This is a genomic window from Humiphilus diazotrophicus (assembly GCF_059726315.1).
In genome coordinates, this window is sequence record NZ_AP040870.1 from 1,695,694 (window position 1) to 1,719,849 (window position 24,156).

Below are 24,156 nucleotides of genomic sequence, written 5' to 3' on the forward strand. Positions count from 1 at the left end.
AGCACCTAGGATTCCGGATTCAGCCGAATGGATTCAGGGAAAGGCTCCCCATCGGCCCACACCGCTCCATCTTCAAAATGCTCCTTCTTCCAAATGGGCACCGATTTCTTCAGAGTATCGATGATCCAGCGGCAGGCATCGAAGGCCTGCCCACGATGGGCAGAAGCAACTACGATCAGAACACTGGTCTCTCCGACCTCTAGCTTTCCCAGGCGATGAACCAAGGTAACGGCACGAACGCCATACTTCTTAATTGCTTCCGAGGCAAGTTCGTTCATCAGCCGAAGGGCCATCTCTTCGTAGGCTTCATAGTCGAGGAAAAGAGTCTTGCGGCCTCGAGTGTTGTTACGAACAATCCCATCGAAGACAACAACCGCCCCATCTTCCCCTTGCTTAATCTCAGCGATCAGCTTATCTGCAGGAATTGGCTCCCGGAACAGTTGAACAACAGTATCCGGAGCACCGCCCGAGACAGGAGGAAGCAGGGCAACCTCGTCTCCCTCATGCAATAAGTGCTGCGGATAGGCATATTCCTGATTTACAGCAACCGCCAGAACATTCCATAAACTACCCCTCTCCGGATGAAGCTGGCGGAAGTGATCCAACAGAGAGGAGACGGTCGTATTCTCCGGAAGATCAAGATTGGCTTGGTCTGTCAGGAAAATATCCTTGAGTGTGCCGAAATAGAGAACTCGAACCTGCATAGCTCTGTAGCAGAATACTGCCCCCAAACATTGAATGGGCGCAAATTCTTTTCATCCCGCAATTCTCACCCCTCCAAAAGAAAAAATCCCGCCGGGCAGATCGTGACCCGGCGGGTAGTCGTTCAGCGCCAAACTTTTATTCGAGAAACTCTCCCAAACCAACAAACACGGGATATGGAGTAGTGCAATTTGTTGGAGTCAAAGCTGCACCACCCCAATCCGAACTACCCCGCCCCAAGCCACTTAACGTTGAGGCCGGTGCTCGCCTTCCGGCCGGCCGCCACCTGACGGCCGCTCCATATGCTGAGGAGATGGAGCCGACTGGCGCATTTCAGGCTGAGGCCTGGACTGCTGTACCGGCGCCTGTTGCGGATGGTACTGGGGCGTCTGTTGAGGCCTGCTCTGTGGCATAGCCTGTTGATGGAACTGAGGCTCAACCGACTGAGGCCGTTGCTGCTGCGGCATCTGCTGCACCCGATACTGTGGTGCCGGCGCAGACTGGCGTTCCTGCATCTGAGGCCCTCGATTGTACTGAGGCTGAGAGGACGGAGCTATCTGATGAGAAGGCATTTGCGGTTGACGAACCTGCGGAGTAGGCGTGGACTGATGGTCTACCCGAGAGTTATCGAAAACCGGACGCGAGTCTCCACCCCTCACAGGAGCCATAGTCGAACGGCCATTGATTGCAGAATGCGCTGCATTTTCTCCAGGATTGGCATTACGTCCGGGAGCATTATTCGGCTGCGCGAAGTTTTCATGTGCCGGACTGGTTAATGGCCGGGGAGCCGCTGCAAGCACCGGACGTCCATGATTCACGTTTGCCCACTGATTACGATCCACACGAGCCGACTGCTCATGCTGCATCTGCATTGCCACCGGAGCCATGTGGTGATCCTGTGCGGCTCTCACCTCCACCGGGGTAGGAGCTGCGTGAACGCCTCCAGGACCGCCATTGAAGCTGACCCGATTCACGTTGTTGTTTACGATTACCGTTTTGTCGACATATACATTGTGAATATTGGTGACGTTGATATTGTTAACCACACGATTATAAGAAAAGTGATTACCTTCCCAACGTCCACCCCAGTAACCGGAACCGGTGTAGCCGTATCCATAATTCACGCCTCCATAGAAGCCTACGTGCGGCCCCCAGTAGCCCGGATGCCAAACATAAACGTTACTTACCCATCCCCAATATCCGGGAGTCCACAGTAACCCAGGAGAAGGAGCAACTACCCAGGTACCGGGAACCCAAAAATATCCATCCGGGCCCCAAGCCCAATATCCCGGCGTCCAGATGTAGCCATCTCCCGGGCACAGCGGCTGCTCATAAACGGGTAATGCGGGCGGTCCAATGTTTACAGAGATCGAAATCTCGGCAAAGGAAGCTGCCGGAATCGCACTTACAACTGCCGCAAGAAACAATGCACGAAAAATACGGGAGAAACTCATCGCCGTTCATCCTTCGCATCTCAGCCTTCGCTTGACCGGTGTTGCCTTGCTTCTCCGGGTTGCGAGTTGAGAGTTGCGGGAGTCCTATACAAACTCCCTGCAGCTAATGAACCTGCTCTAGAAAAGATGTTGCTGTGTTTCAGGGAAAAGTAGTGGATAAATCCTGGGCGGGTAAAAAGTAACTATTGGATTGTAAAAAAGATATGCCCGCCCTGTAATCTTTTCCTACAGCCAGATTACAGAGCGGGCAGCTACTGAAAGCTATTTAAGATTTAGTTATGCCTGTGCATGTGCAACCACATCCTGGCGTACAGCCTCGTCGGCTTTACGCTCGGCAGTCGATTCCGGTAAAGCAATTGCCAGAGCCTCTTCGATTCGGCTGACGTAATCGATCGTGACACCCTCAATCTGATCGAGAGTCAGATCTTCTTCCACATTCTGGCGATTCTCCGCCGGCAACAGTACGTGCTTTACGCCCGCACGTTTTGCCGCGAGGAATTTCTCTTTAATGCCGCCTACTGGAAGCACATTACCGCTCAGCGTAATCTCTCCCGTCATGGCGGTCAGCGGGCGAACCGGCCTATCCGTCATTAAGGAAACCAGAGCAGTTGCCATCGTGACACCGGCAGAAGGACCATCCTTAGGAATTGCCCCAGCCGGAACGTGAATGTGGAGATCGATCTCACGAGTGAAGTCTTCATCCAATCCAAGACTCTTCGCATTGGAACGGACCCAGGTAAGTGCAGCCTGCATGGATTCCTGCATGACTTCACCTATCTGCCCAGTCATCGTGAAGGAACCTTTCCCCTTCATCCGATTCGCTTCGATGAAGAGTACATCTCCGCCGACCGGAGTCCAGGCCAACCCAACCGCAACACCGGCACGACGAGTCCGCTCTGCAATCTCCGTATCTACGCGGACCTTGATGCCACCGAGGAATTCCTGATCCTGAATCAATTGCGGAGTCACATACAGCTTCTCCGTCGATCCCTCAGCAACACGACGCGCCTGTTTACGGCACACCGTTCCGATTAACTGCTCCAGACGGCGCACACCGGATTCTCTCGTATAGTGGCGGACAATGAAGCGTACCGCCTCTTCGGGAAAGTCGATTTGCTCCTCTGTAATACCGTTCTCCTTGATCTGACGCGGAATTAGATAACGGAAGGCAATATGCACCTTCTCTTCTTCCGTGTAGCCAGGCAGCTCAATGATCTCCATACGGTCGCGCAACGGTTCCGGAATCGGATCGAGCACGTTCGCCGTGCAGATAAAGAGCACCTTCGAGAGATCGAACGGTACATCCAGATAGTTGTCGCGGAAGGTATTGTTCTGCTCCGGATCTAGCGTCTCAAGAAGCGCAGAGGCCGGATCGCCACGGAAATCCCTTCCTAACTTGTCGATCTCGTCCAGCATGAAAACCGGATCGTTCGCCTCGGCACGACGGAGTGCCTGAATGACCTGTCCAGGCATGGCACCGATGTATGTCCGACGATGTCCGCGGATCTCGGCCTCGTCGTGCATACCGCCAAGCGAAATGCGCTGGAACTTACGATCCAAAGCACGAGCAATCGAACGCCCTAGAGAGGTTTTACCCACGCCCGGAGGCCCGACGAAGCAAAGAATCGGCCCCTTCATATCAGGCTTCAGACGACGCACGGCCAGATAATCGAGGATACGGTCCTTTACCTTCTTTAGATCGTAGTGATCCTCATCCAGGATCTGCTTCGCCTTGGTAATATCGACTTCCGAACCGGAACTCTTGGCCCAAGGCAATACCGCCAGCCACTCGATGTAGTTCCTGGTCAGCGAATAGTCGGCTGCCATCGGAGACATACGCGAGAGGCGGCCAAGCTCCTTAAGAGCTTCTTTTTTGATCTCCTCCGGCATTCCAGCAGCTTCGATCTTCTGACGAAGCTCTTCTGTATCCTTCTGGCCTTCGTCCAGTTCGCCAAGTTCCTTCTGGATAGCTTTCAGCTGCTCGCGCAGATAGTAGTCTCGCTGAGATTGCTGGACCTGGTCCTGAACTTCAGACTGGATCTTGTTCCTTAGCTGCTGCACCTCAATTTCTTTTGCGAGGTGCTTATTAATACGCTCCAAGCGAGCGGCAATGCCGGCCGTTTCCAGCAGCTCCTGCTTATCGGAGGTGGTCAGGAATGGCAGAGAAGCTGCAATAAAGTCCACCAGACGACCCGGCTCTTCAATATTCAGAGCAATCGTCTGCAGTTCATCCGACAGAGTCGGAGAAGCCGAAACAATCTGCTGGAACTGTGACAGCACATTCCGCTGTAGAGCTTCCAATTCCGGACCAGGCTCAGCAAGAATCTGCTCAACCGGATCGACAACTGCCGTCATGAATGGCTCGATCTGCTCGAAGGTACCCAGATGGACCCGCTCCGTGCCTTCCGTAAAGACAAAAAGGCTCTGGTTCGGCATCTTGACGACCTTGTGAATCGTTGCGAGTGTACCGATCGAATGCAAATCAGCGGGCTGCGGAGTGTCCATTCGAGCATCCCGCTGCGCAACCACGACTATGGTCTTCTCTTCTCCGAGAGATTGGATTAATTGAACAGAACTTTCACGCCCTACCGTCAACGGCAGAACCGCGTGCGGGAATAGAACCGTGTCGCGTACCGGAAGGATAGGGAGGACACGAGCAGTCGGCCTCTCTTGAGGGTTGGAGCTGCTGGGCTTGATGATGCTTAAAAAGTCGCTAGCCATTGAGTATCCTTCTATCAGATTTCTGGCTATTAGATTCAGCAAATTTCAGAAACGTCGCAATCTGCACCACAGAAAACTTTTAACTTTCCTTTATTCAATAACTTAAGAGATTTACAATAACCGGCCGCTTTCAAAGTACGAACCACTCTACGCCAAATTCCGCCTCTTTTGCTCGGATCTTCCCCTTGCTCGAGGAGAATCCATGGATTTCCGGGTTGGATGCGAGTCGGCCTAAAAGGTCATATCGGCCGTAAGTATAGGAGAGTGAGCGGGAAGCAGGCGGAGTCCTGGCAGGTGGAACCAAGGATCGGACGCCTCTCCATAATAGGAATGCTCAGCTCCCCTGCTCCACCACGAGAACGGCAAAAGTCGGATCTGCGATTACTCGTTTTTCACTCTGTCTTGCTGCACGGAGATTGCACAAACTAAACGATCTGATGCTGCTTCAGGTCCAATCAGAAACAGGGTGGGGCCAGAACACCCCAGAAAGGATGCAGGACAAAAAAGCAAAGAGCCCCGGGTCTGCCTTTGGCAGAAAGTCCCAGAGCTCTTTTTAGCTGATAAGTCTTTTCGGAAGAAACCTAGTTGGCTGCATCCTCCGGCAGGCGCTCCATCAAACGTCTCCAGGTCTTCTGATTACGGCGGAAGGTCTTCTTAAGGTCTTCCAGAATTCGCTCGAAGTCGCTGTGCCCCTTGAGTCTGCTCCAGGATGGATTCACGCTAAACCAGGGGTAATTCTCATTGCCCAGGTAAATCGCTCTTCTGAGCCAGTGCAGCGCTTCGCTTTCGTCCCCTTCTACAGCAAAGTAGGTCGCCAGACGGTAGGCCATTTCGCTGTCTGCTTCGGCAGCAGACAAAGACTCTTCGGCGATCAACGAAGATGCCTTTTCCCGGTCTCCAACCTGGACATAGCAAAGGGCCAGAGTCGGTACAGCAATACGCATCGAATCGTCATCCCGGATGACCTCTTCGAGAATATCGATAGCAGCTCGCATATTTCCCTGCCGCATCTGCTGATAGCCCAAAGACGTACGAAGAAGCGGATGCCGGGGTTCAAGGGCCAGGCCCTTGCGCAATTCCTCATCGGCCAACTCCAACTGATTCTGATAGTGGTAAACGCGGGCTCGATGGTTGTAAAGAACAGGGGCATTTGCGGGGTTAAGCTTTAGCGCACGATTGAACTGCTTAAGAGCCTCCTCGTACATCCCGTCGAAACGGAGCGTCATCCCCGCGACCATGTGAACATTCCAGTCATTCGCAGCCGTTTGCAGCAAATGCTCAATTCCATGGCGTGCGCTCTCCTTCTCGCCACGAGAGAGCAGCATGTAAACGCGATATAGATTCGCTTCCACACTGCCCGGATCGAGAGCCAGAGCCTTGTCAAAAGCGCGGCGTGCCGTCATCACGTGCATCTGACCACCGAATCCGTGGCGTATATATTGCAGATGCGCAATGCCCAAACCGCTCCAGGCAGGAGCAAACTCGGGATCTCGTGCGGTCACACTCTCGAACAACTCACGCGCACGATGCAAATCGCTACGCAGGCCGGTGCGCGCCATAAACGAGGACAATAGAGCTCGAGCCTGCAGGTATTCCTCGGAAACCTGCTCAGGAAGAGAGGCATCTCTCGGTGGGCGGTTATTCTCTGCCGTCTGCAGCTGGCGGGAACCCTGTAAAGTGGCAAAGACCTCGTTCGAAATCTCCGTTTGTACGGCAATGAGATCGAAGCTCGGGACGCTAATCGTCCCGCCGGAACGGACACTCTGGCTCTGTACATCCAGCAGCTGCCAGTTCAAATCGAATCCCTGCTCAGAACGCATGAAATTGCCGGTAAGCACGTAGCCCACGACTAATTTTTGCCCGACAGCCAAGGGGTCCATCTGACTCACATTCAGAGTCATCAAGGAACTGGAAGGACGCACCACCAGAGAGGGAATGCGCGCCAGACGGGCAGCAATCGCATCGGCTAAAGCGAATCCATAGAGCGGAGCTACCTGCGTAGGCCCGTAATTATTGAACGGCAGAACCAGCAAAGTATTTTGACGGGTGCTGTTGTCCGAAGACTCACGGAAGCGCTCGGCCAGCATCGACAGGAAGCCCGTAGATTGCTTTTCCTGCTCGGCCGCGCTGCGTGGCAGATTGGCGGCAGCCTCGCCGGGAATGATTCCCGTCTCGATCTGCTGCGCCTTCATAATCGTCTTCAGCGCCTCGCGTACATCGGCCGAAGAGGAATACCGCGATCCCGGATTCTTCTCCAGGCAACGGAAGATGACGCTCTCCAACTCCGGTGGAGTATTCGGATAGGCAGGCACCAGCGGTCGAGGATCGGCAAATTGGATAGCACGAATCGCCTGAAACTCGTCGCCGTCCTGGCGGGCAAAGGGATGGCTCCCGCTTATCAATTCGTACAGGATCACGCCTAGGGCCCAAAGATCGCTCTGAACACTGCTCTGCCCGGTAACGAACTGCTCCGGAGCCATGTAGTTGATGGTGCCGCCTCGTGCGGTGTAGGTCGCCGCCATCGTCCGATTCTTATCGACAGAGGGCTTGGCGGGATCGAAATCGGCATCTTCCGGGCTCAGCCGGCGGGCCAGACCGAAATCCAGGATCTTTACCAAACCGCCATCGGTCAGCATGACATTCTGAGGCTTCAAATCGCGATGGAAGATGCCGAGCGAGTGAGCGGCATTCAGACCGTCCGCAATTTGAATGCCTACGGAAAGCACCAGATGAAGATTGGCAGGGCCTTTGGAGATCAATTTATCCAGCGACTGTCCGGGAACATACTGCATGACGATGAAGGCTTCATCGCCGGTTTCGCCGACTTCGTAGATGGCGCAGACGTTGGGGTGTTCAATGGCTGAGGCCATGCGTGCTTCGCGCAAAACGGTCGTACGCATCTGGTCAAGCGTGAGAGCGCCACGCTTCAGGATTTTCAGCACCACGGGACGCATCAGGAGGGTATCGTTAGCCAGATACACAACACCGCTGCCACCAGCCCCTAGCCGTTTCGTAATTTCATAGTGCTCAATTACCCGACGCTTTATGCTTGCCATCTCACCTCGTTAGCCATTCACGGATATTCGGTGCCGGACTTGCGTCTATCTCCGTCATAGAACGCATGCATGATCTGTTCAACTGACTCTGGCGAAGGCAGAGCCCTTGGCTTGAACAATTCTCGTCGTAACCGGCATCTCAACACCTTAAGAAACCTGTATGGTTGCACCTTGAGTCTTTGCAGGAAAATTCACATTTCAACTGCCTATTGCTACCGAGAAACATGAAATTGCTCTAATAAGATTCTTTCATAGTCCGGCAGAGTCCCCAAGAGTACTACCGTGCTTTCTTTCATGCTGGTATAGAGCTCCTCTGCCTTACCGCAGTGCGAGGAAACGCCTGTAAATTTCGTCTAATGAAACCTCCCGCGGCAGAACTCCCGGAAATCTTTCTCAATCTTGCACGACTTCAGGCAAGCATTCGTTCTGCTACAATCGACGCATTAGACTGATCCCCATGAGCCCCAGAGTCCAAAACCGAATGCCTATGGCCATGCCATCCCCAGGTGGTGACAGGCCAGCGTCGGATATGTAGTCGTAGTATTCTCTTCCTTCTCTGAGCGGCCACCTGGGGATATTCGCCATCCGGTGATTCTTCCCAAAACTTCTTCATCGCTTACTGAGGAGACCCAGGTGTCAAATACAGATCGTTGGGATGCAGAGACCGTAGCCGTTCACGGCAATCGCAGGCATGACGGCCATGCAAATTCCATGCTCTTCCCCCTTTATCAATCGGCTACCTTCCTGCACGAAACGGTTGGAGCAACGCAAGACCACAGCTACAGTCGCGTCTCCAACCCTACGGTTGAAGCGCTGGAACTAGCCATCGCTTCCCTGGAAAGAACCAAAGGCGCGGTCTGCTTCCGTACCGGCATGGCGGCAATCACCACTATGATGTTTTCGCTGGTCAAAACCGGCGATCACGTAATCGTCTCTGAAGTCGTTTATGGCGGAACGGTTCGCCTCTTTGACGAGGTATTGCATGGACTGGGTGTTGAATCCTCGTTCATTGACACCGGAGACATCGAAGCCGTGAAAGCTGCAGTCCGGCCGAATACAAAGCTCATTCTGATTGAGACTCCCGGCAATCCAATGCTCCGTTTGACGGATATCGCCGCGGTTGCAGAAATCGCACGCAATTGCGGAGCCCTCCTGGCGGTCGATAACACTTTCCTGACCCCACTCGCACAGGATGTATTTCAACTGGGCGCCGATATAAGTGTTCTCTCAACGACAAAGTACATCGACGGACACAACGCAACGGTAGGCGGGTCGCTGGCAACAAATGATGAAAAGCTCCTCGAACGTTTTCGCCTGATCCGCAAGACGCTGGGAACAATCCAAGCTCCCTTCGATGCGTGGCTAACTTTGCAGGGGCTGCGTACTCTGCCCGCCAGAATCAGAATTCAATTTGAGAATGCTCTTCAAATTGCCCACTGGCTGGAAAAACACCCTCTTGTCGAGAAGGTATATTATCCCGGTCTGGACGACTTCCCACAGAAGGCACTGGCAGACAAGCAACAGAAGGGCTATGGCGCAATGATCTCTTTCGAGCTCAAAGCCACTGCAGAGGAATCCTTGGCCTTCATGAATGCGCTGCAACTATGTTGCCGGGCCGAGAGCCTCGGTAGCGTCGAAACGCTGATGACACATCCGGCCACAGCCACTCACGCCGATGTCCCGGTAGAGATAAGGCAGAAGCTCGGTGTTACGGATAAACTCATTCGGGCGTCGGTGGGTATCGAATCTGTACGGGATATTCTGGCAGATATCGAACAGGCTCTATCGTCGATTAAATCCAGCCAGATCATTTCCGGAGGTAACCGTTGAAATTCGCGACTCGATTGGTCGACTTTGATGTAAGCCCCGAAGATCCCAATCACCCGATGGTCACGCCAATCTATCAGACGGCTACCTTCGAGCAGGAGCATGCGGACTCCTTCGGCAAATATGATTACTCGCGCAGTGGGAATCCCACTCGTGCTGTTCTGGAGAAGCACCTTGCCGAACTCCAGGGCGGCACTCATGCCTATTGCTTCTCCAGCGGAATGGCAGCAATCACATCCGTCTGCAGAATGCTAAAAAGCGGCGACGAGATTCTGGCCGATATCGATCTTTACGGAGGTACCTGCCGGCTCTTTACTAAGGTATTGAGCCGTTCCGGCATAACTGTTCGTTATGCGGATGCAGCCAATCCCGATCAATTCGCCAAAGACATAACTCCCGCAACAAAGCTGGTCTATGTCGAATCTCCGACGAATCCTCTTCTTCATGTTCTTGATCTAACGAAGCTCGCGGAAGTTGCACATACACACAACGCGCTGTTCTGTGTAGACAACAGCACCATGTCACCCTATCTGCAAAATCCGTTTGATCTCGGAGCCGACATCGTACTCCACTCCGGCACGAAGTACCTTTCCGGACATAGTGACGTTACCGCTGGAGTCGTGATTCTGCGTGACGAAAAACTGGCAGAGGAGATACATTTCCTGCAAAATGCCGAAGGCAATGCGTTAGGGCCCTTCGACTCGTTTCTTCTGTTACGTGGACTAAAGACTCTGAAGCTTCGTCTCGATCAGCAACAAAAAAACGCACAAAAGATTGCGGAACATCTCAGCAGGCATCCAAAGGTACAAAAAGTCTATTATCCCGGATTGCAAAACGCATCGGGCTTTGCGCTGCAACAGAAACAGGCCCAAGGGAGTGGAGCAGTTCTAAGTCTGACCACCGGCGATGCTGAAAGCTCCCGTATCTTTGCAGAAAGCCTGCAACTCTTCCGAATAGCTGTCAGCTTTGGAAGTATCAGTTCGACAATCTGCCTGCCAGCTAGGATGTCCCACGCCAGCGTTCCAGCGGAACTGTTGGGCTCAAGAGCCTTACCTCAAGACTTGGTGCGCTTGTCAATCGGAATCGAAGACGCAGACGATCTTATTGCCGATATAGATAACGCATTGGCTCAAACAGACCTGTACCGCCGGTTTCCAGACCGGCAGTAGTGGAGGGTCTCCAGGCCCTCCACCTGAAGTTTGTACGTTTCGCGATGGCTGCGAAAAGTAAACGAGCCCTGCCTCAAAAGATCAGGCGGTCTTGGAATATGTAGAAACTCTCGCTGGAATATGAATGTGAAGTTCCCTATTCCAGCGCTGTTTCGCCTGTGTGGGCGAGGACGCCCACACGACAGCCGGCCTGGAGACCGGCGGTACCTAAGGCAAGCTGGAGATGGCACCCCAGTTTCTCATGTACCCTCAGTCACCGCTCCCGCATAGGTAAATAGCCCTACCCACGCATACGAGCGAAAACATCTTCTACTTTACGGATTGCTTCAAGAGACATCTTCATCTGTGTTGCCCCAACAGCCTTTTCGAAAGAATTCTGCAAGTGGTCCAGTGTACGAATCACCTGCATAGCCATCTTTCTACCCTGAGGTTTCAAAACCAGGTGAAAGGCCCTTGCATCATCTGGGTTGATCTTTCGTGCAATCATTCCTTTTGCCTCAAGGGAGGAGAGGCAGTGGCTGATATTTCCTCTGGTAGTAGAAAACGTCTCGGATAATTTCGAAGGATTTACCCGCTTTGGCTCTTCCAGCAAAATAGAAACAAGCACAAGCGCTTCAAGAAAATTTACCTTTTCATCTTTAAAGAGCTGAGCCAACTGGGCATCGAACTTTCTTGCCGCCCGGCTCACAGCAAACAAGGGACTTTGATCTAGAAAAGCTTCGATCTTCATAAGCAATAGTTGAATGATTCAACTATTTATATCACTCTTAAACTAGAGTTCCAGAAGTGGGCAGATGAGGCATGATGGCTTTGGTCTTGTTACAAGGAAATAGAATGTTCAGATTAAGCCTCACACTCCTTCTCGCTTCTGCCTCGGTATACGCCCAACAAAATCCCGCAAATACAGCGGACCAGAACCAGCCCCCCAAGCGGATGGAGCAGGTTGTCGTTACCGGGACATATATGCCTGTACCTCTCAATGAGGTAGATAGAAGCGTTACCAGCATTAGCATTGGCCAGTCGACAACGCTATTCCGCAATTCGATGGACGTCCTAAACTCAGACTCTTCCATCGACCTGCGTCAGCGCGCCCCGGGCATCCAGGGTAATCTTTCCATCCGTGGCTCTTCTGCCGGGCAAACACTAATCCTGGTTGACGGCCTGCGCTTGAACGATGCCCAAACCTCCAACAACAATCTGGATATTCCTTTTCCTTTTTCCTCGTTGCAGCGGATAGAGATCCTAAAAGGAAGCGGCTCCACCCTCTATGGCTCAGATGCTGTAGGTGGCGCGGTCAATTTTCTGACTGGGGCTCCTCTCAGGAGTGAATTCAAATTCAGTGCAGCCGGCGGAAATTTTGGAACGAATCAGCAGAATGGATCGCTCGCCTTCGTCTCACAAAAGGGGAGTCAGCAGCTGACTTTCACACGAGAGCTCTCTTCCGGCTTTCTTCCTGATCGCGACTACAGAAACCTCGCCTTCGGTTCCGAGAGTTTCCTTCAAACTTCAATTGGCGAAACACACATCTTGTTGGGACTGAGCGACCGTCCCTTCGGGGCCGACCAGTTTTACGGCAACTATCCCTCCTGGGAAAGATTGAAGGGATGGTTTGCAGGTTTGACTCAGGAACTCGGAAGCAACATGCAAGCGGCCTTCGGCTATCGCCGCCATAGCGATTTGTATGACCTCTTCAAGAGCAATCCATCCATTTACCAGAACAATCACGTAACACAAAGCTGGCAAGCGGCTCTACGTCGTCACGATGCAATCGCCACGAATACGGGACTCTACTATGGGGTGGAAGGCTACCGGGACAGCATTGATAGTAGTAATCTTGGCAAGCATCAGCGTGACCGCGGTGCTATATACACGAATCTGGATGCACGCGCACTTCGCCGGTTCTCTCTTTCAGCGGGTGCACGTGAAGAACTTTTCACAGCAGGAGATTCAAGTTTCAGCCCAGCCGTCTCTGGAGGATATTGGTTAAGCGATCATATCAAGTTACGAGCTTCTATTAGTAATGCATTCCGCCTACCCACCTATACCGATCTCTATTACTCTGATCCGGCCAACAAAGGTAATCCAAATCTCAAACCGGAAAAGGCATGGAGTTACGAAGGAGGAACGCAAGTCAATTTTGGGAATCAGGTCGTCGACCTCACTATCTTCCACCGAAGAGAAAAAGACGATATCGATTTTGTCCGATCAGGCTCAAATGCTCCCTGGCAAGCGGAGAATATTGACAGCCTCAATTTCACAGGAATAGAAGCCAACCTGCTGCTACACTTTGGGCGGTCGCAACAAGTTGCTCTGGCATATACAGTGCTGCATGGAGCCCACAACGACGCTAGCGACGTCCAGTCAAGATATACCTTCTCGCACCCGACCCATTCCGCTGTAGCCTCATGGCAAGGACAATTACCTGACAGGATTGTTTCAAGATTGCGCCTAAATGTAATCAACCGTTATCAGAGCGCCCCTTACGCCGTACTAGAGCTGGCAATAGAACGCTCTTTCGGATTCATTAAACCTTTTTGCCAAGTCACGAATGCTACCAACACGGGATACCAAGAGATTCAGGGAGTGCGCATGCAAGGTAGGGCCGTTCTTGCTGGAATTCAATTAAATCTAACGAAGAAATGATCTGGCAACCACCCAAAGGCTGAGCAGCATCGAACTGACAACTTGTTTTCTCGCTTCGCGGTGAACAGCGGTTATTGTCAACTAAGCATTTTCACAAAGGTATAGGCCGAAACCACAGAAGCTTACGCAGCCTCCGATACAGAAAGCTGTACCTAACCGGTCGTCAAAAATCCACAGTATTGTGAAAAATGCTCTAGTTCCCCTCGAATCCCCCGCGGACATACTTGATCATTTGAGGTGCCGAACAGGTGGGAATGCCGTTATCGTTTGAGGATCTTCGTGTTCGCCGGTTTACGCCTGCTCAAAGCCACGAGCGCGTCGACTGGATCGATGTAGCTCGCGGTATTGGCATCCTCCTGGTCGTATTCCAGCATGTTCTACGTGGAGTAGTTCATGCCGGTCTCTTTCCGTTCACCCCACAATGGCAAATGGAAGACTTCTTCGTCCACACGTTCCATATGCCGCTCTTCTTCTTCCTTGCAGGACTACATGTAGAATCCAGCCTCGCAAAAGGAAAAAAGAGATTCTTAGGAACCAAGCTTTGGACCATTCTTTATCCATATTTTTTATGGTCTCTGCTCCAGGGTGGACTGCAGATTGCACTTTCGAAATACATCAACAACGCACCGGCAGCCAAAGAACTGGCAAGTATTCCATGGCGACCGCTAGATCAATTCTGGTTTCTCTATGTGCTGATGCTTTGTCATCTGTTAGCCACACTTATTGTTCCCAGATTGAGACCGATGCTTCTCCCCATCGCGGCTGCAGGATGTGCGATAAGTATCCTGGCACCTGTATCCAGCTCTTTGGTGGAGCAGTGTCTTTTCATGTTCCTGTTCTACGCCTTCGGCATTTTGCTAGCTGACTGGGTAAAACAACCAATATCTCTTGACTTCACTCCGAGGCTCATTTTCTTTTGTGCTTTGACCTTGGCGTTCTGTACCGCGGCCTACCTGGCTTTCAAAGGCGGTAACAGCTACTGGGATTCATGGCAGAGCCTCCCGGCTAACCTGCTGGGCATAACCGTTGCCATATGGGTCGCGAAACAGCTGCGTGGAACAATAGCCTCGGTCCTGATTGTTCTGGGCAAATATTCGATGGCCATATATCTCATGCATGTCATGGCAGCCGCCGGTACACGGGTAGGGCTGAAACTGTTACATCTGCATCAACCAGCAGCCTACCTCGTAATAGCCACTACGGCAGGACTCGTACTTCCACTTCTCGCTGAGGGAATTCTGCGAAAGCTTCATCTTCAGGTTGCTCTTGGACTCAAACCTCTGCCCAATGCAAGCCGGACTCAGAAGATGAAGACGCCAGCTGCGGCCTAAGGATTAATTTCAAAGGAAGTGGCGCACCCGCAACTATGAGAGAAACTAGACTTCAAAGATGAAATAAGGTTCCTCAATCCCCTGTTTGCGCAAGATGGCAAGAGCAATATTGCACACCCTGACGCCAGCCGATGTGTACCCCTCGAAAGTTCCCTTATGAGCGTGACCGTGCAATGCCAGGGATGGGAGTGTTTCATTGAGAATCATCTCAAGATGGGAGCTTCCAAGAAATGGATGAATCGCTTCCGGTTCTCCTTCAACGGTCTTTCGGATCGGAGCATAGTGCATCACAGCGATACGCTTCTCACTCTTGAGCTGCATAAGCGCCTTACGTAATTTCTCGGCCTCTTTTTCGGACTGGTGGACAACGCTCTTGATGCAGCTTTCTCCAAATTCCGCCAGTTGGTAGCGGCCAAATCCCCCGCCGAAACCTTTCACACCAGCGAACCCTACGCCGTCAATCTCAAAAGTTGTTCCGTCGAGAAGATGAATCCCCTGTGCAGTTGCCATCTCGGCCATCAGTGCCTCACTGCCATATTCAAAATCGTGATTTCCCAATACTGCAACAATGGGAATCTTGACCTCAGACAACACTTCCAGGCAGCATTCCATCTCCTCTCTGGTCCCATGATTGGTGAGATCACCGGCGATCACCAGGACATCGGCCCGTGAATTAACACTCGAAAGAGCTCCCTTTCTCACACTGCACATTAGATTTGCAATATGTATGTCCCCGACCGCAGCAATCTTCATTTGCGTAGTTCCCGCTCCCTTGATTCAGAATTCTGCCCATCTTGAAGAAGAGCTGCCCGTGAAGAATACTCCCGAAAAAGGTCCTGCTCGCCCCACTCGTTCACATCGATTGCAAACATATTCGGATCGATCAAGGTACCACGAAATGGCTTACCTCCACTATGCGGCGACTGTAATTCCAATTCGAATTTTCGGATAAGCCTCTGCCAGACTGCAGACTCGATATTGTCGGTATGCGCAGGATACACATAGGCAAAGAAGACCAAGGCCCAAAGCACCAGCTCCCAATGTCCATCAAGGAGCTCTTCTATACGCCCCCAATCCAGATTGCCTGCCTTGGCGTGAATAAGATGAGCGATGTCAGCCCCATCGAATCGCTCTCTCCGGGAAACAAAAAGTTTTGAAGCAATCACCTCTTCCGCAGCTAATACGTGGCAGGGGACACCGAAGATGGTAACCGGAGTTGCACGTTCAATCCACGAACTATCAACGCGGAGAACAGCATTGCCAAGTGCTGTGATAAGGTCGACGAAAAATTCTCCTTTAAATGCCTTAGCCAGCCAAACAGGATCATGAATAAAGGTTGTAAATCCCAGCTTATCTAGTTCTCGACGAGCCGCCGGAACATGTTCTGCATCCAGAACTACGTCCAGATCCTTGGTATCTCTCCAGATTCCCGAGTGCTCGTGAAGCGCAAAGGCTCCAGCGACAGCGTAGGGGATACCTGCCTTATTCAGAGCTTCCAAGGCACCCCGGTAGCAGGCCTCTTGCGCCAGAGAGAAGCGAGGCGGAGTCGAGGAACTGATCGGTAAGGCCTTTCTATCCATAACCTCTAATTGCAACTGACTGCCAATGGAATGTCGTCTCACGCTCTCAAATCCTCCCGCATCCTCAGACCCTTGTCTTTTGCCCGCTAACGCTATCAGGAGATTAAGATGCACACAAAGCAGCCCTCATAAGCCGCCTTGTCTATCTTTTGGAAGGCTCACTCAGGCTGCTACCAACCATCTCGCAACTAGAAGCATCCTTGCTCTTTCAGACCAGGAGACTCAATCGATTGATGGCAGCCTTACAGCACACAGAACCGGAAGCATTGTTAGAAGCGCAATGCCTGCTTGCAAACCGTGAGATTGGTTCTGCTCTCAAAAGGTTTGAAGAAGCCGAAGTACTCGGAGCAAGCCCCATCGCCGTTGCCGCCGGTCGGTGGGACTGCTGGATGCTAATTGGAGATTTCGAGCGGGCCTGGCAGGAAAGTGACCGCATACGAAAGACCCAGCATCACGATCCTCATCGGTTCTGGGATGGGAAGCCACTCGATGAGCGTCACGTAATACTTCGGTGTTTGCATGGATTTGGAGATAGCATTCAGTTCCTCCGCTATCTTCCTCTCATAAAGAGAATCGCAAAATCCTTGACGATACAGGTACCACCACGACTCTTGCCGCTCTTGCAGAACACCTCGTGGACATCTTTAGTGGACTCCGTGATTACATGGGAGCAGCCGGAACCCTTCTGGAACGCACAAATTGAATGTATCGAACTGCCTTATATCTTCCGAACAACATTGGAAGACATCCCACCTCCGCTTCCCCCTCTTGTGTTTCCCTCCTCTCCTAACTCAGACGTGCGCGATGGCAGAAATTGCCTTCACGTGGGACTCGTCTGGAGCGCAGGAGATTGGAACCCTTCTCGAGCAATTGCGATTACTGAATTCAGGCTCCTTGTAGAGATGCGAGACATAGCTTTTCACAATCTACAGGGAGGTCCGGCGACACGAGATTGGCCTTTACTGAAAAAGCATTGCGCTATCGTCACGGGAGCAATCGCTGAAGGCACGCTAAATCTCGTTCATGCAATCTCTCATATGGACTTGATCATCACTGTCGATACATTTGCTGCGCATCTTGGAGGGGCACTCGCAAAACCAACGTGGCTCCTCCTGCAACCGACAGCCGACTGGAGGTGGATGATCGATCGTTCCGATTCTCCATGGTATCCCTCCATCACCATCTTTCGCCGCTCCCGGAATGAAGATTGGCGGTCAGTAATTTCCCGCATTCAAGGGGAACTGGATAAGCTTGCTCGTGCCGGAAGAAATACCACAATAAATAAGCCCGATATACAGACTGCATGTATATCGGGCTGAGGAGAATATATGAAGGCTAGTTTCAGGCTAGCAGTTTAAGCTCGAATCATTCTTTAGAAAATATACTTCGCTGCAAGCTGGAAACGACGCGGTGAAGTATTCACAACCCCATCCGTACCGGCATTCAATCTTGCAAAAACCGAAGAGGTATAGGTTTGAGAACCCATCGTGTCATAGCTGACAGTGTTGAATATGTTCTGCCCTTCAAACCGGAGCTGAAGCGATTGTTCTCTAAACGTACGGAAAGATTTCGAGAGATTCGCATCGGTGTTCCAGGTGGCATTTTGCCGGAGCCAGTTACGACCAATGTTGGAAAACTCTCCAGGACCTGGAGCATAGAACTGTGCACGTTGTGCGGCTGTCAGGTAATAAAGCTGGCCGTTAGCCTCCTTGTGCACGCGTCCCATATGGCTGCTGCAGTTGCCGGAACAGGAAGCCGGCGTTTGTACTGTGCCGGCATAGGTATTGGCTCCAGAAAAGAGGGTCAAAGGACGGCCCGATTGCCAGTTGCCCGCCGCAGAGAGCTCCCAACCGCCAAGCAGGGCATCGACAGCTCGATTCCAATTGGCGCCAAATTGGCGACCGCGTCCCAACGGTAACGAATAATCGAAATATCCCGTCACTACATGGGTGTTATCAAAGTCTGCAGCTGCATAGTTCAGGCGTGGAGTGTGATAGTCGAAGGGCGTTCCAGCTGCCGACTGACTAGATCCTGTAGCTACAGTGGTAAACGTCGGGTCGAAAGACCGAACGTCCAGGGTCTTGGAGTAGGTATAGTTTACCGTCGCCAAAAATCCTGACGAGATGCGCTTTTCAAGTTGTAGCTGCAAACCGTTGTAGTTGGAGTAATCCCTGGTCTGCAGTACGTACAATCCTCCAAGATACTGCGAATAGGGTTTGAAAAAGGTCGCAGGAAGACCGGACGAAACAACTAATGGAACACCATTCGGATTCGTTGCAGTGGCATTTTGCAGACGAGCAGCCAACTGATTCGCTAATCCGGCAACATTATTCGTACTCAGATACGACGCGTAATTACGCTTAATAAATGCAGTACCGGTTTCACCGCTCTTCCGTCGCGAATCACTCGAGATGATCTGCGTCATCAGAGCACTGTCCTGATTAACCTGCACCTGCTTGAAGGCATCAAGAAAGCCATTGCTGCGGATCTCGGATTGATTCGAGTCGTAGCCACCGTACAAATGTGTCCCATGGTTTCCGATGTAGGAAATGGTAAAAACAGTATTCCTGAACAATTCCCGCTGAATACTTAGTCCCCACATTGTGACCGTTGGAGTCTGCATATTCGGATCGGAAACCGTCATTGAGTTAGAGCTGTAGGTTGGCGGCGTCAGCAGGGCTGTTGGAGTTGTCGTTGGAGTCGGTGGAGCCCAATGCTGAGCGCGCAATCCCATCGTAGTCGCGGTATCGAGTCCCGCCGTGGAATTCGATATTTGATAAAGCAGCCCTGGCATTCCCTGGAAGACAGTAGAAGAGAATGAGAAGGAGTTGACACGATCATAAGCAACGCGGAAATTTCCTCGAATGGATGTCTTCCCATCTCCAAAGGGATTGTAGGCAAAACCGATAGAAGGCCCAAAGTTTGTCCAGCGGCTGTCCATGTATTTTCCATGGACGAACTGCAAAGTAGAGCTGAAGGGCGTTCCGTAGCGAGGAATCTGATTGGGGACCAACCCGGGAATGGTATGAAAATCGGGAGCGGAACGCTCATCCAGACGAAGGCCGAGATCCAGAACCAAGCGGGGAGTCACATGCCAGGTATCCTGAATATAAAAGTCATACTCAGGCCAGCGATGGTCCATGTAATTGATAGTCCCGGCGGGCTTAAACGCTGAGAGATCACGTTGCGCGACATAGCCTGCCTGAAGCTGACCAACTCGACCCAGGAGATTATTAATCGCGTAGTACAAGTCGGGAAGGTCGTAAGTGGTGTTGATTTTGTTGGCGGCAGTAGGCGTGTTGTAAAGGGATGTGTCTACCTGATTAAGAAGCGCTCCGTTCGAATTTGCATCAAGAATCACCTGGGGTACAGCGTTCAAACTACCGATGGAACCGCGCTCATCGATCTCACGCCCATAGCGGAAATTGATTCCAGCCTTGAAGATATGTGCTCCACGTACATAGGTAGCATTATCAACCACCTGAAATGTCGTTAGGAAACGGTTGTTTCCAACATAAGCATTACGCGGAGTAGTGACCTGATAGAAGTTGTATGGCGTTGCTCTGTTTTGCTCTAGCGCCGGATTCTCAAAACGATATCCAAAGCGGTTCATACCAACTACAACCTCATTCGTAAAGAGCGAGGTCGGGCTCCAGCGATAATCAATAGCGATGTTCCGCGGCTGCCGGAAGGTATTCACAACAGCCGGAGAGCCGGGAAAAGTCTGAAGGCCGGAATTCGTGGAATCCGCATAGGTATTCTGATGTCCAGACATCCATCGCACGAAAATAGCGTTTTTCTCACTGAATCGATAGTCGATCTTTGTGGTGATATCGACCTGCTTGTCCGTAGCAGGAGCAACAAAGGAATACCCCGCAAAGTTGAGTCCGTCCCCAACAGCATAGTTGTTTGGCAGTGGAGCTAGAGCCAGAAATGCCTTTGTCGTAGGATCAAGCCCTACATGGAAGGGATCACTCGCCGCCACATCGTAAGTGGAATATGGAACAGCAGGATTACCACTAGCATCCACCGATGCACCCGTTACACCGGTAGGTTGATTACGTCCTGCAGTCGAGTAACGGAAAAGTCCCTGGCGTGCAGCTGACGTATATACAGTGCGAGTAACGGTTGACGAAGAGAGTGCGTGCAAAAGCTCAATATTGAAAAAGAAAAAGGCTTTATCTTTCCAGATTGGTCCACCGACAGAGCCACCGGGAACATTCTGCACAAATTGAGAGCGGCCCTGGCCTATGGCTTTATTTTGCGGAGTATTGGCGCGCAGAAAAGGCGACTGATAGAACCAAAAGAGATTTCCGTGGAACCGATTTGTTCCGGACTTGGTGACCATGACAACTTGTGCACCGGAGTTGCGACCAAACTCGGCAGTAGGAGCGGAAGTAATCACGCGAAATTCTGCCAGCATGTCGGGATTCTGGTGCGGAGGAGAAGTGCCGCCACCACCGGAAGAGGACTCATTGGCATCAATGCCGTCCAACATATAGTTCCACGCACGATCGCGGGAGCCATTGACGGAGATACCGCCGCCTGTCGCGTTTGCACCATTAGAAACTACGCCAGGCATATATTGAACAAGGCCAAGCGGATTACGACCGCGCGTTCCTACGATTGGTAGTTGAGTGACCGTGATGTTATCAATCACTCCACCAAAATTTCCGGAAGATTCGGTTTGTATCAGATCGAAGCCGCCCTGCACTTCAACGGTTTCCGATCCTCCACCAATCTGCAGTTTCGGATTAATGCTGGAAGGAACGCCAATAGATAGGACATTCCCGCTGGAAACATATGTTTTAAAACCGGTTTTCTCTACGCGGACTGTGTAGTGACCTACCTGAAGGGAATCAAATGCATAGGTTCCCGACTCAGAACTTTTGATTGTGAATTTGGCTCCGGTGTCATCGTTCGTAATCGTCACCAGAGCATCTGGAACCACAGCTCCTGACATATCCGTAACAACACCAGAGATCCGGCTGGTAGTACCTTGAGCCAACGACGTCACAGCGGCCAAAAGAAACAATAGAGAGAAACAACAACAGAAGATCCGTCGAATAAGCATTTGCTCCTCAGATCAACAGCTTTTTTATTTGGGCCTTCAGAAATGCTGGAAGTTCAGTTGAAAATAGTGTGCGACCTGCTCCTGGAAGGAGCAGAGCCGATGTTCATCGTATGCGAAGTCTGCACGAGTGTTGGACGAGCTACAACTGTGCGCTCCGAGAGCTATGGCGTTTTCACACCTGATGGATCAGAACAAATGGCAGGAAAGCATCTCTTTCAGTAACAGCCATCCTGCAAAGTGCCCGATGGAGTCGCTAAAATCCAAACCTCATAGAGGTCAATGCCTTTTCAGGCTTCCTGAGTAGCACTGCGAACAAACGATTCAACTGGCACAAATGTTCCACTGGATAGCGTTTAACGTAACGTGATGATTTTTTGATGTCAAGGAAAATTCTAGACGAGCTCAACAAAGCACACAGAAAGACACCAGCAGTACCAATGTCTGGGATACCAGCTATTCAAAATGCGTTTTATTTGGATTGACAGATAACAGGACTGCCATCACTGTGGTCCTATGCCCCTTACTCAGGGAAACAAGAAACGACCATTTCAAACCGATATTTCCTCAAGACTGGACAACTTAAACGCAAAGAGACAGGAAACCATTCGTCCGGTATTGGAGAACCCTCGCGAATTCGTGCTCCTGAATGTGCGAGATATGGCTAGCCGGCTGGGAATGGGAACAACCACCATTCTTCGCCTGATTCAAGCCTTGGGATTCGATTCTTACAAGAGCTTCCAGCACTATCTGCACGAACTCTCGGTAGCGAGTGCCACGATTCTCGATCCAATGCGAGCCGAGCGCTATGCGACGCCCACACCAGCATTCATCAAGAACTCGGCAGACCAGATCCTGAAAAACCTTCATGCCCTGCAAGACAATCTCGATGTCGCTCAAATTCTGCATCTGGCGAATCGGCTTCACCGAGCTCGACGCATTCTGCTGCTGGGAGGCGATACAGCTGCTTCTCTGGTGAATTATCTGGAGTATCGTCTTGCGATGATTGGTCTTCCCGTCTTCATGGCAACGTCTCCAGGCAGAACTTCGCATCTTGCCCGCTCAATGAGTAAGCAAGATCTGGTTATCGGCATCAGTTTCCGGCGTGGACTCCGTATGACGATAGAGGGGATGGAAAGAGCAAAGAATAACGAAGCATACTGTGTCGGAATCACCGACTCTCATCTGTCGCCAATCGTACGCTTTTCCGACAGCTACTTTATTGTGCCCGTTACCAGCCTATCCTTTGCGGCCAGCTACGTTGCTCCTATCGCATTGATGGATCTGATCGCTGCTGCGGCAGGCAATCTCAAGAGGGATCAAATCATGGTTCGACTAAAAGAAGCGGACGAGGAGCAGAGACATGGATTCCGCTGGTACCAGAAGGAGTCGTAATAGGGCTGTTAGCCTAACAGCCCTATTACCGTATAGCTTGCTTTATCGGAAAGGATTTACTGATTAACGCCACTTGCCATAAATCCGCCATCTACAGTCAGAATTTCTCCATTCACAAAGGAGGCCGCCTCCGAGCAGAGGAAGATACACGGCCCGACAAGCTCTTTCACATCCCCAAAGCGGTGAAGAGGAGAACGTATCAGTAGCTCTTTCCCTCGGGCGGTATTATCCAGCAAATCCGCATTGAGGTCGGTACGGAATAGTCCCGGAGCAATCGCGTTAACATTGACTCCGAACGGTCCCCACTCGATTGCCAGAGACTTAGTCAAAGATGCGACTCCGGCTTTAGAAGCACCATAAGCTGCGACTTCAAGAAAAGCCGAAAAGCTGGCGAGTGAAGCGATATTGACGATTCGTCCGTACCCATTCGCGATCATGTGACGGCCAAAGACCTGGGCAGCGCGCAAAGTGCCGGTCAAATTCGTCTCTAATATCGCGCTCCATTCTTCTTCGGCCACCTCCAGTGTGGGCCGTCGTTTGGTCCTGCCGGCGCAATTTACCAGGATGTCAATCTTCCCGAAGGTCTCCACTGCCTTGGCCAAAAGGTTCTCAAGGCTATCCCGATCGCAGACATCAGCTGTGACACGAAGAGTCTTTGCTCCTTTCGTCTCCAGTTCGTCCGCAACCTGCTTCACTGCCTCTTCCCGTCGGGAGGAGGCAATAACATTCGCTCCAGCATCTGCAAGACCAAGACTCAAGGCATGGCCAATTCCAGTTGTCCCCCCCAAGACGACCGCAGTTCTTCCATTCAGCGACAAAGATGCAAAATTCAAGATCAACATTCCCTCTACTGTCTTCCCAGCTAGACAGTCACACTCGTGTCCCTTCGCACCTTCCAGCAACGAAGAGTCTTTTCCTGCAAAAGCATAGCTGCGTATTAGAGCATTTTCCGCATAGGTATAGGCTCACCGAGGACAGCGAGGAGCAGCCTTTCCTTGGCGGAAAGCTGCGTATACCTCCGTGTCTTGGGCTACACTCTGCGGGAAATGCTCCAGAGACATGGTTCGGAACTGCTCCTCACCATTGATATCCCCGTAACGCTCCCCAAATCATCGGTTTGTCTCTCCGACAAGTGTAAATTTGTTCGACCCTAAATGTATATCGCCAAATTTACGCCTCGGGCATCGCAGGCATGCTAAAGCCAATA

15 protein-coding genes are annotated in these 24,156 nt (G+C 51.6%); 6 read left to right on the forward strand and 9 right to left on the reverse strand.

Annotated features, from left to right (window positions below; genetic code table 11):
* Window positions 1-5: 5 nt before the first annotated feature.
* From moaD to AC6I7T_RS08300, 4 genes are all read right to left on the reverse strand, one after another.
* On the reverse strand, window positions 6-704 hold the full coding sequence (gene moaD / locus AC6I7T_RS08285; RefSeq protein ID WP_497792886.1) for a molybdopterin converting factor subunit 1: 699 nt from the start codon (window positions 702-704) through the stop codon (window positions 6-8).
* Between the two features lie 243 nt (window positions 705-947).
* Window positions 948-2,156: a YXWGXW repeat-containing protein gene (locus AC6I7T_RS08290; RefSeq protein ID WP_497792887.1), complete on the reverse strand. Its 1,209-nt coding sequence runs from the start codon at window positions 2,154-2,156 to the stop codon at window positions 948-950.
* A 276-nt stretch (window positions 2,157-2,432) separates the two neighbouring features.
* On the reverse strand, window positions 2,433-4,877 hold the full coding sequence (gene lon / locus AC6I7T_RS08295; RefSeq protein WP_497792888.1) for an endopeptidase La: 2,445 nt from the start codon (window positions 4,875-4,877) through the stop codon (window positions 2,433-2,435).
* 581 nt (window positions 4,878-5,458) lie between these two features.
* Entirely contained in the window at window positions 5,459-7,933 is a 2,475-nt protein-coding gene (locus tag AC6I7T_RS08300) for a protein kinase domain-containing protein (protein ID WP_497792889.1), read from the reverse strand.
* Window positions 7,934-8,566: 633 nt separating this feature from the next.
* On the opposite strand from AC6I7T_RS08300, the gene AC6I7T_RS08305 reads away from it, so the two are divergent.
* Together AC6I7T_RS08305 and AC6I7T_RS08310 are read left to right on the forward strand one after the other, a co-directional pair.
* Window positions 8,567-9,763: a trans-sulfuration enzyme family protein gene (locus tag AC6I7T_RS08305; protein ID WP_497792890.1), complete on the forward strand. Its 1,197-nt coding sequence runs from the start codon at window positions 8,567-8,569 to the stop codon at window positions 9,761-9,763.
* Complete coding sequence (locus AC6I7T_RS08310; RefSeq protein WP_497792891.1) at window positions 9,760-10,929, forward strand: trans-sulfuration enzyme family protein; 1,170 nt, start codon at window positions 9,760-9,762, stop codon at window positions 10,927-10,929. The genes AC6I7T_RS08305 and AC6I7T_RS08310 overlap by 4 nt, the downstream gene beginning before the upstream one ends.
* A 280-nt stretch (window positions 10,930-11,209) precedes the next feature.
* Here AC6I7T_RS08310 and AC6I7T_RS08315 read toward each other — a convergent pair whose 3' ends face one another.
* Window positions 11,210-11,659: a MarR family winged helix-turn-helix transcriptional regulator gene (locus tag AC6I7T_RS08315; protein WP_497792892.1), complete on the reverse strand. Its 450-nt coding sequence runs from the start codon at window positions 11,657-11,659 to the stop codon at window positions 11,210-11,212.
* Window positions 11,660-11,763: 104 nt separating this feature from the next.
* Here AC6I7T_RS08315 and AC6I7T_RS08320 point away from each other — a divergent pair, with 104 nt between their 5' ends.
* Both AC6I7T_RS08320 and AC6I7T_RS08325 read left to right on the forward strand, forming a co-directional pair.
* Entirely contained in the window at window positions 11,764-13,572 is a 1,809-nt protein-coding gene (locus AC6I7T_RS08320; RefSeq protein ID WP_497792893.1) for a TonB-dependent receptor plug domain-containing protein, read from the forward strand.
* Window positions 13,573-13,826: 254 nt separating this feature from the next.
* The gene (locus AC6I7T_RS08325; protein ID WP_497792894.1) at window positions 13,827-14,903 is read left to right on the forward strand and encodes an acyltransferase family protein; all 1,077 of its coding nucleotides are present in this window, start codon (window positions 13,827-13,829) and stop codon (window positions 14,901-14,903) included.
* A 45-nt stretch (window positions 14,904-14,948) separates the two neighbouring features.
* On the opposite strand, the gene AC6I7T_RS08330 is transcribed toward AC6I7T_RS08325, so the two are convergent.
* On the reverse strand, window positions 14,949-15,656 hold the full coding sequence (locus tag AC6I7T_RS08330) for a metallophosphoesterase family protein (RefSeq protein ID WP_497792895.1): 708 nt from the start codon (window positions 15,654-15,656) through the stop codon (window positions 14,949-14,951).
* Window positions 15,653-16,525 (reverse strand): nucleotidyltransferase, encoded by an 873-nt coding sequence (locus tag AC6I7T_RS08335; RefSeq protein ID WP_497792896.1) that lies wholly within the window; start codon window positions 16,523-16,525, stop codon window positions 15,653-15,655. The genes AC6I7T_RS08330 and AC6I7T_RS08335 overlap by 4 nt, the downstream gene beginning before the upstream one ends.
* Window positions 16,526-16,716: 191 nt before the next feature.
* Between AC6I7T_RS08335 and AC6I7T_RS08340 the strand changes: the two genes are divergently transcribed.
* Entirely contained in the window at window positions 16,717-17,802 is a 1,086-nt protein-coding gene (locus tag AC6I7T_RS08340; RefSeq protein ID WP_497792897.1) for a hypothetical protein, read from the forward strand.
* A gap of 53 nt (window positions 17,803-17,855) precedes the next feature.
* Here AC6I7T_RS08340 and AC6I7T_RS08345 read toward each other — a convergent pair whose 3' ends face one another.
* Window positions 17,856-21,557, reverse strand: a complete 3,702-nt coding sequence (locus AC6I7T_RS08345; protein ID WP_497792898.1) for a carboxypeptidase-like regulatory domain-containing protein — start codon at window positions 21,555-21,557, stop codon at window positions 17,856-17,858.
* Window positions 21,558-22,070: 513 nt separating this feature from the next.
* Here AC6I7T_RS08345 and AC6I7T_RS08350 point away from each other — a divergent pair.
* Window positions 22,071-22,949, forward strand: a complete 879-nt coding sequence (locus AC6I7T_RS08350; protein WP_497792899.1) for a MurR/RpiR family transcriptional regulator — start codon at window positions 22,071-22,073, stop codon at window positions 22,947-22,949.
* A 56-nt stretch (window positions 22,950-23,005) separates the two neighbouring features.
* Here AC6I7T_RS08350 and AC6I7T_RS08355 read toward each other — a convergent pair whose 3' ends face one another.
* Window positions 23,006-23,791 carry an SDR family NAD(P)-dependent oxidoreductase gene (locus AC6I7T_RS08355; RefSeq protein ID WP_497792900.1) on the reverse strand — a complete coding sequence of 262 codons (786 nt, stop codon included), beginning with the start codon at window positions 23,789-23,791 and terminating at the stop codon, window positions 23,006-23,008.
* Window positions 23,792-24,156: the final 365 nt, after the last annotated feature.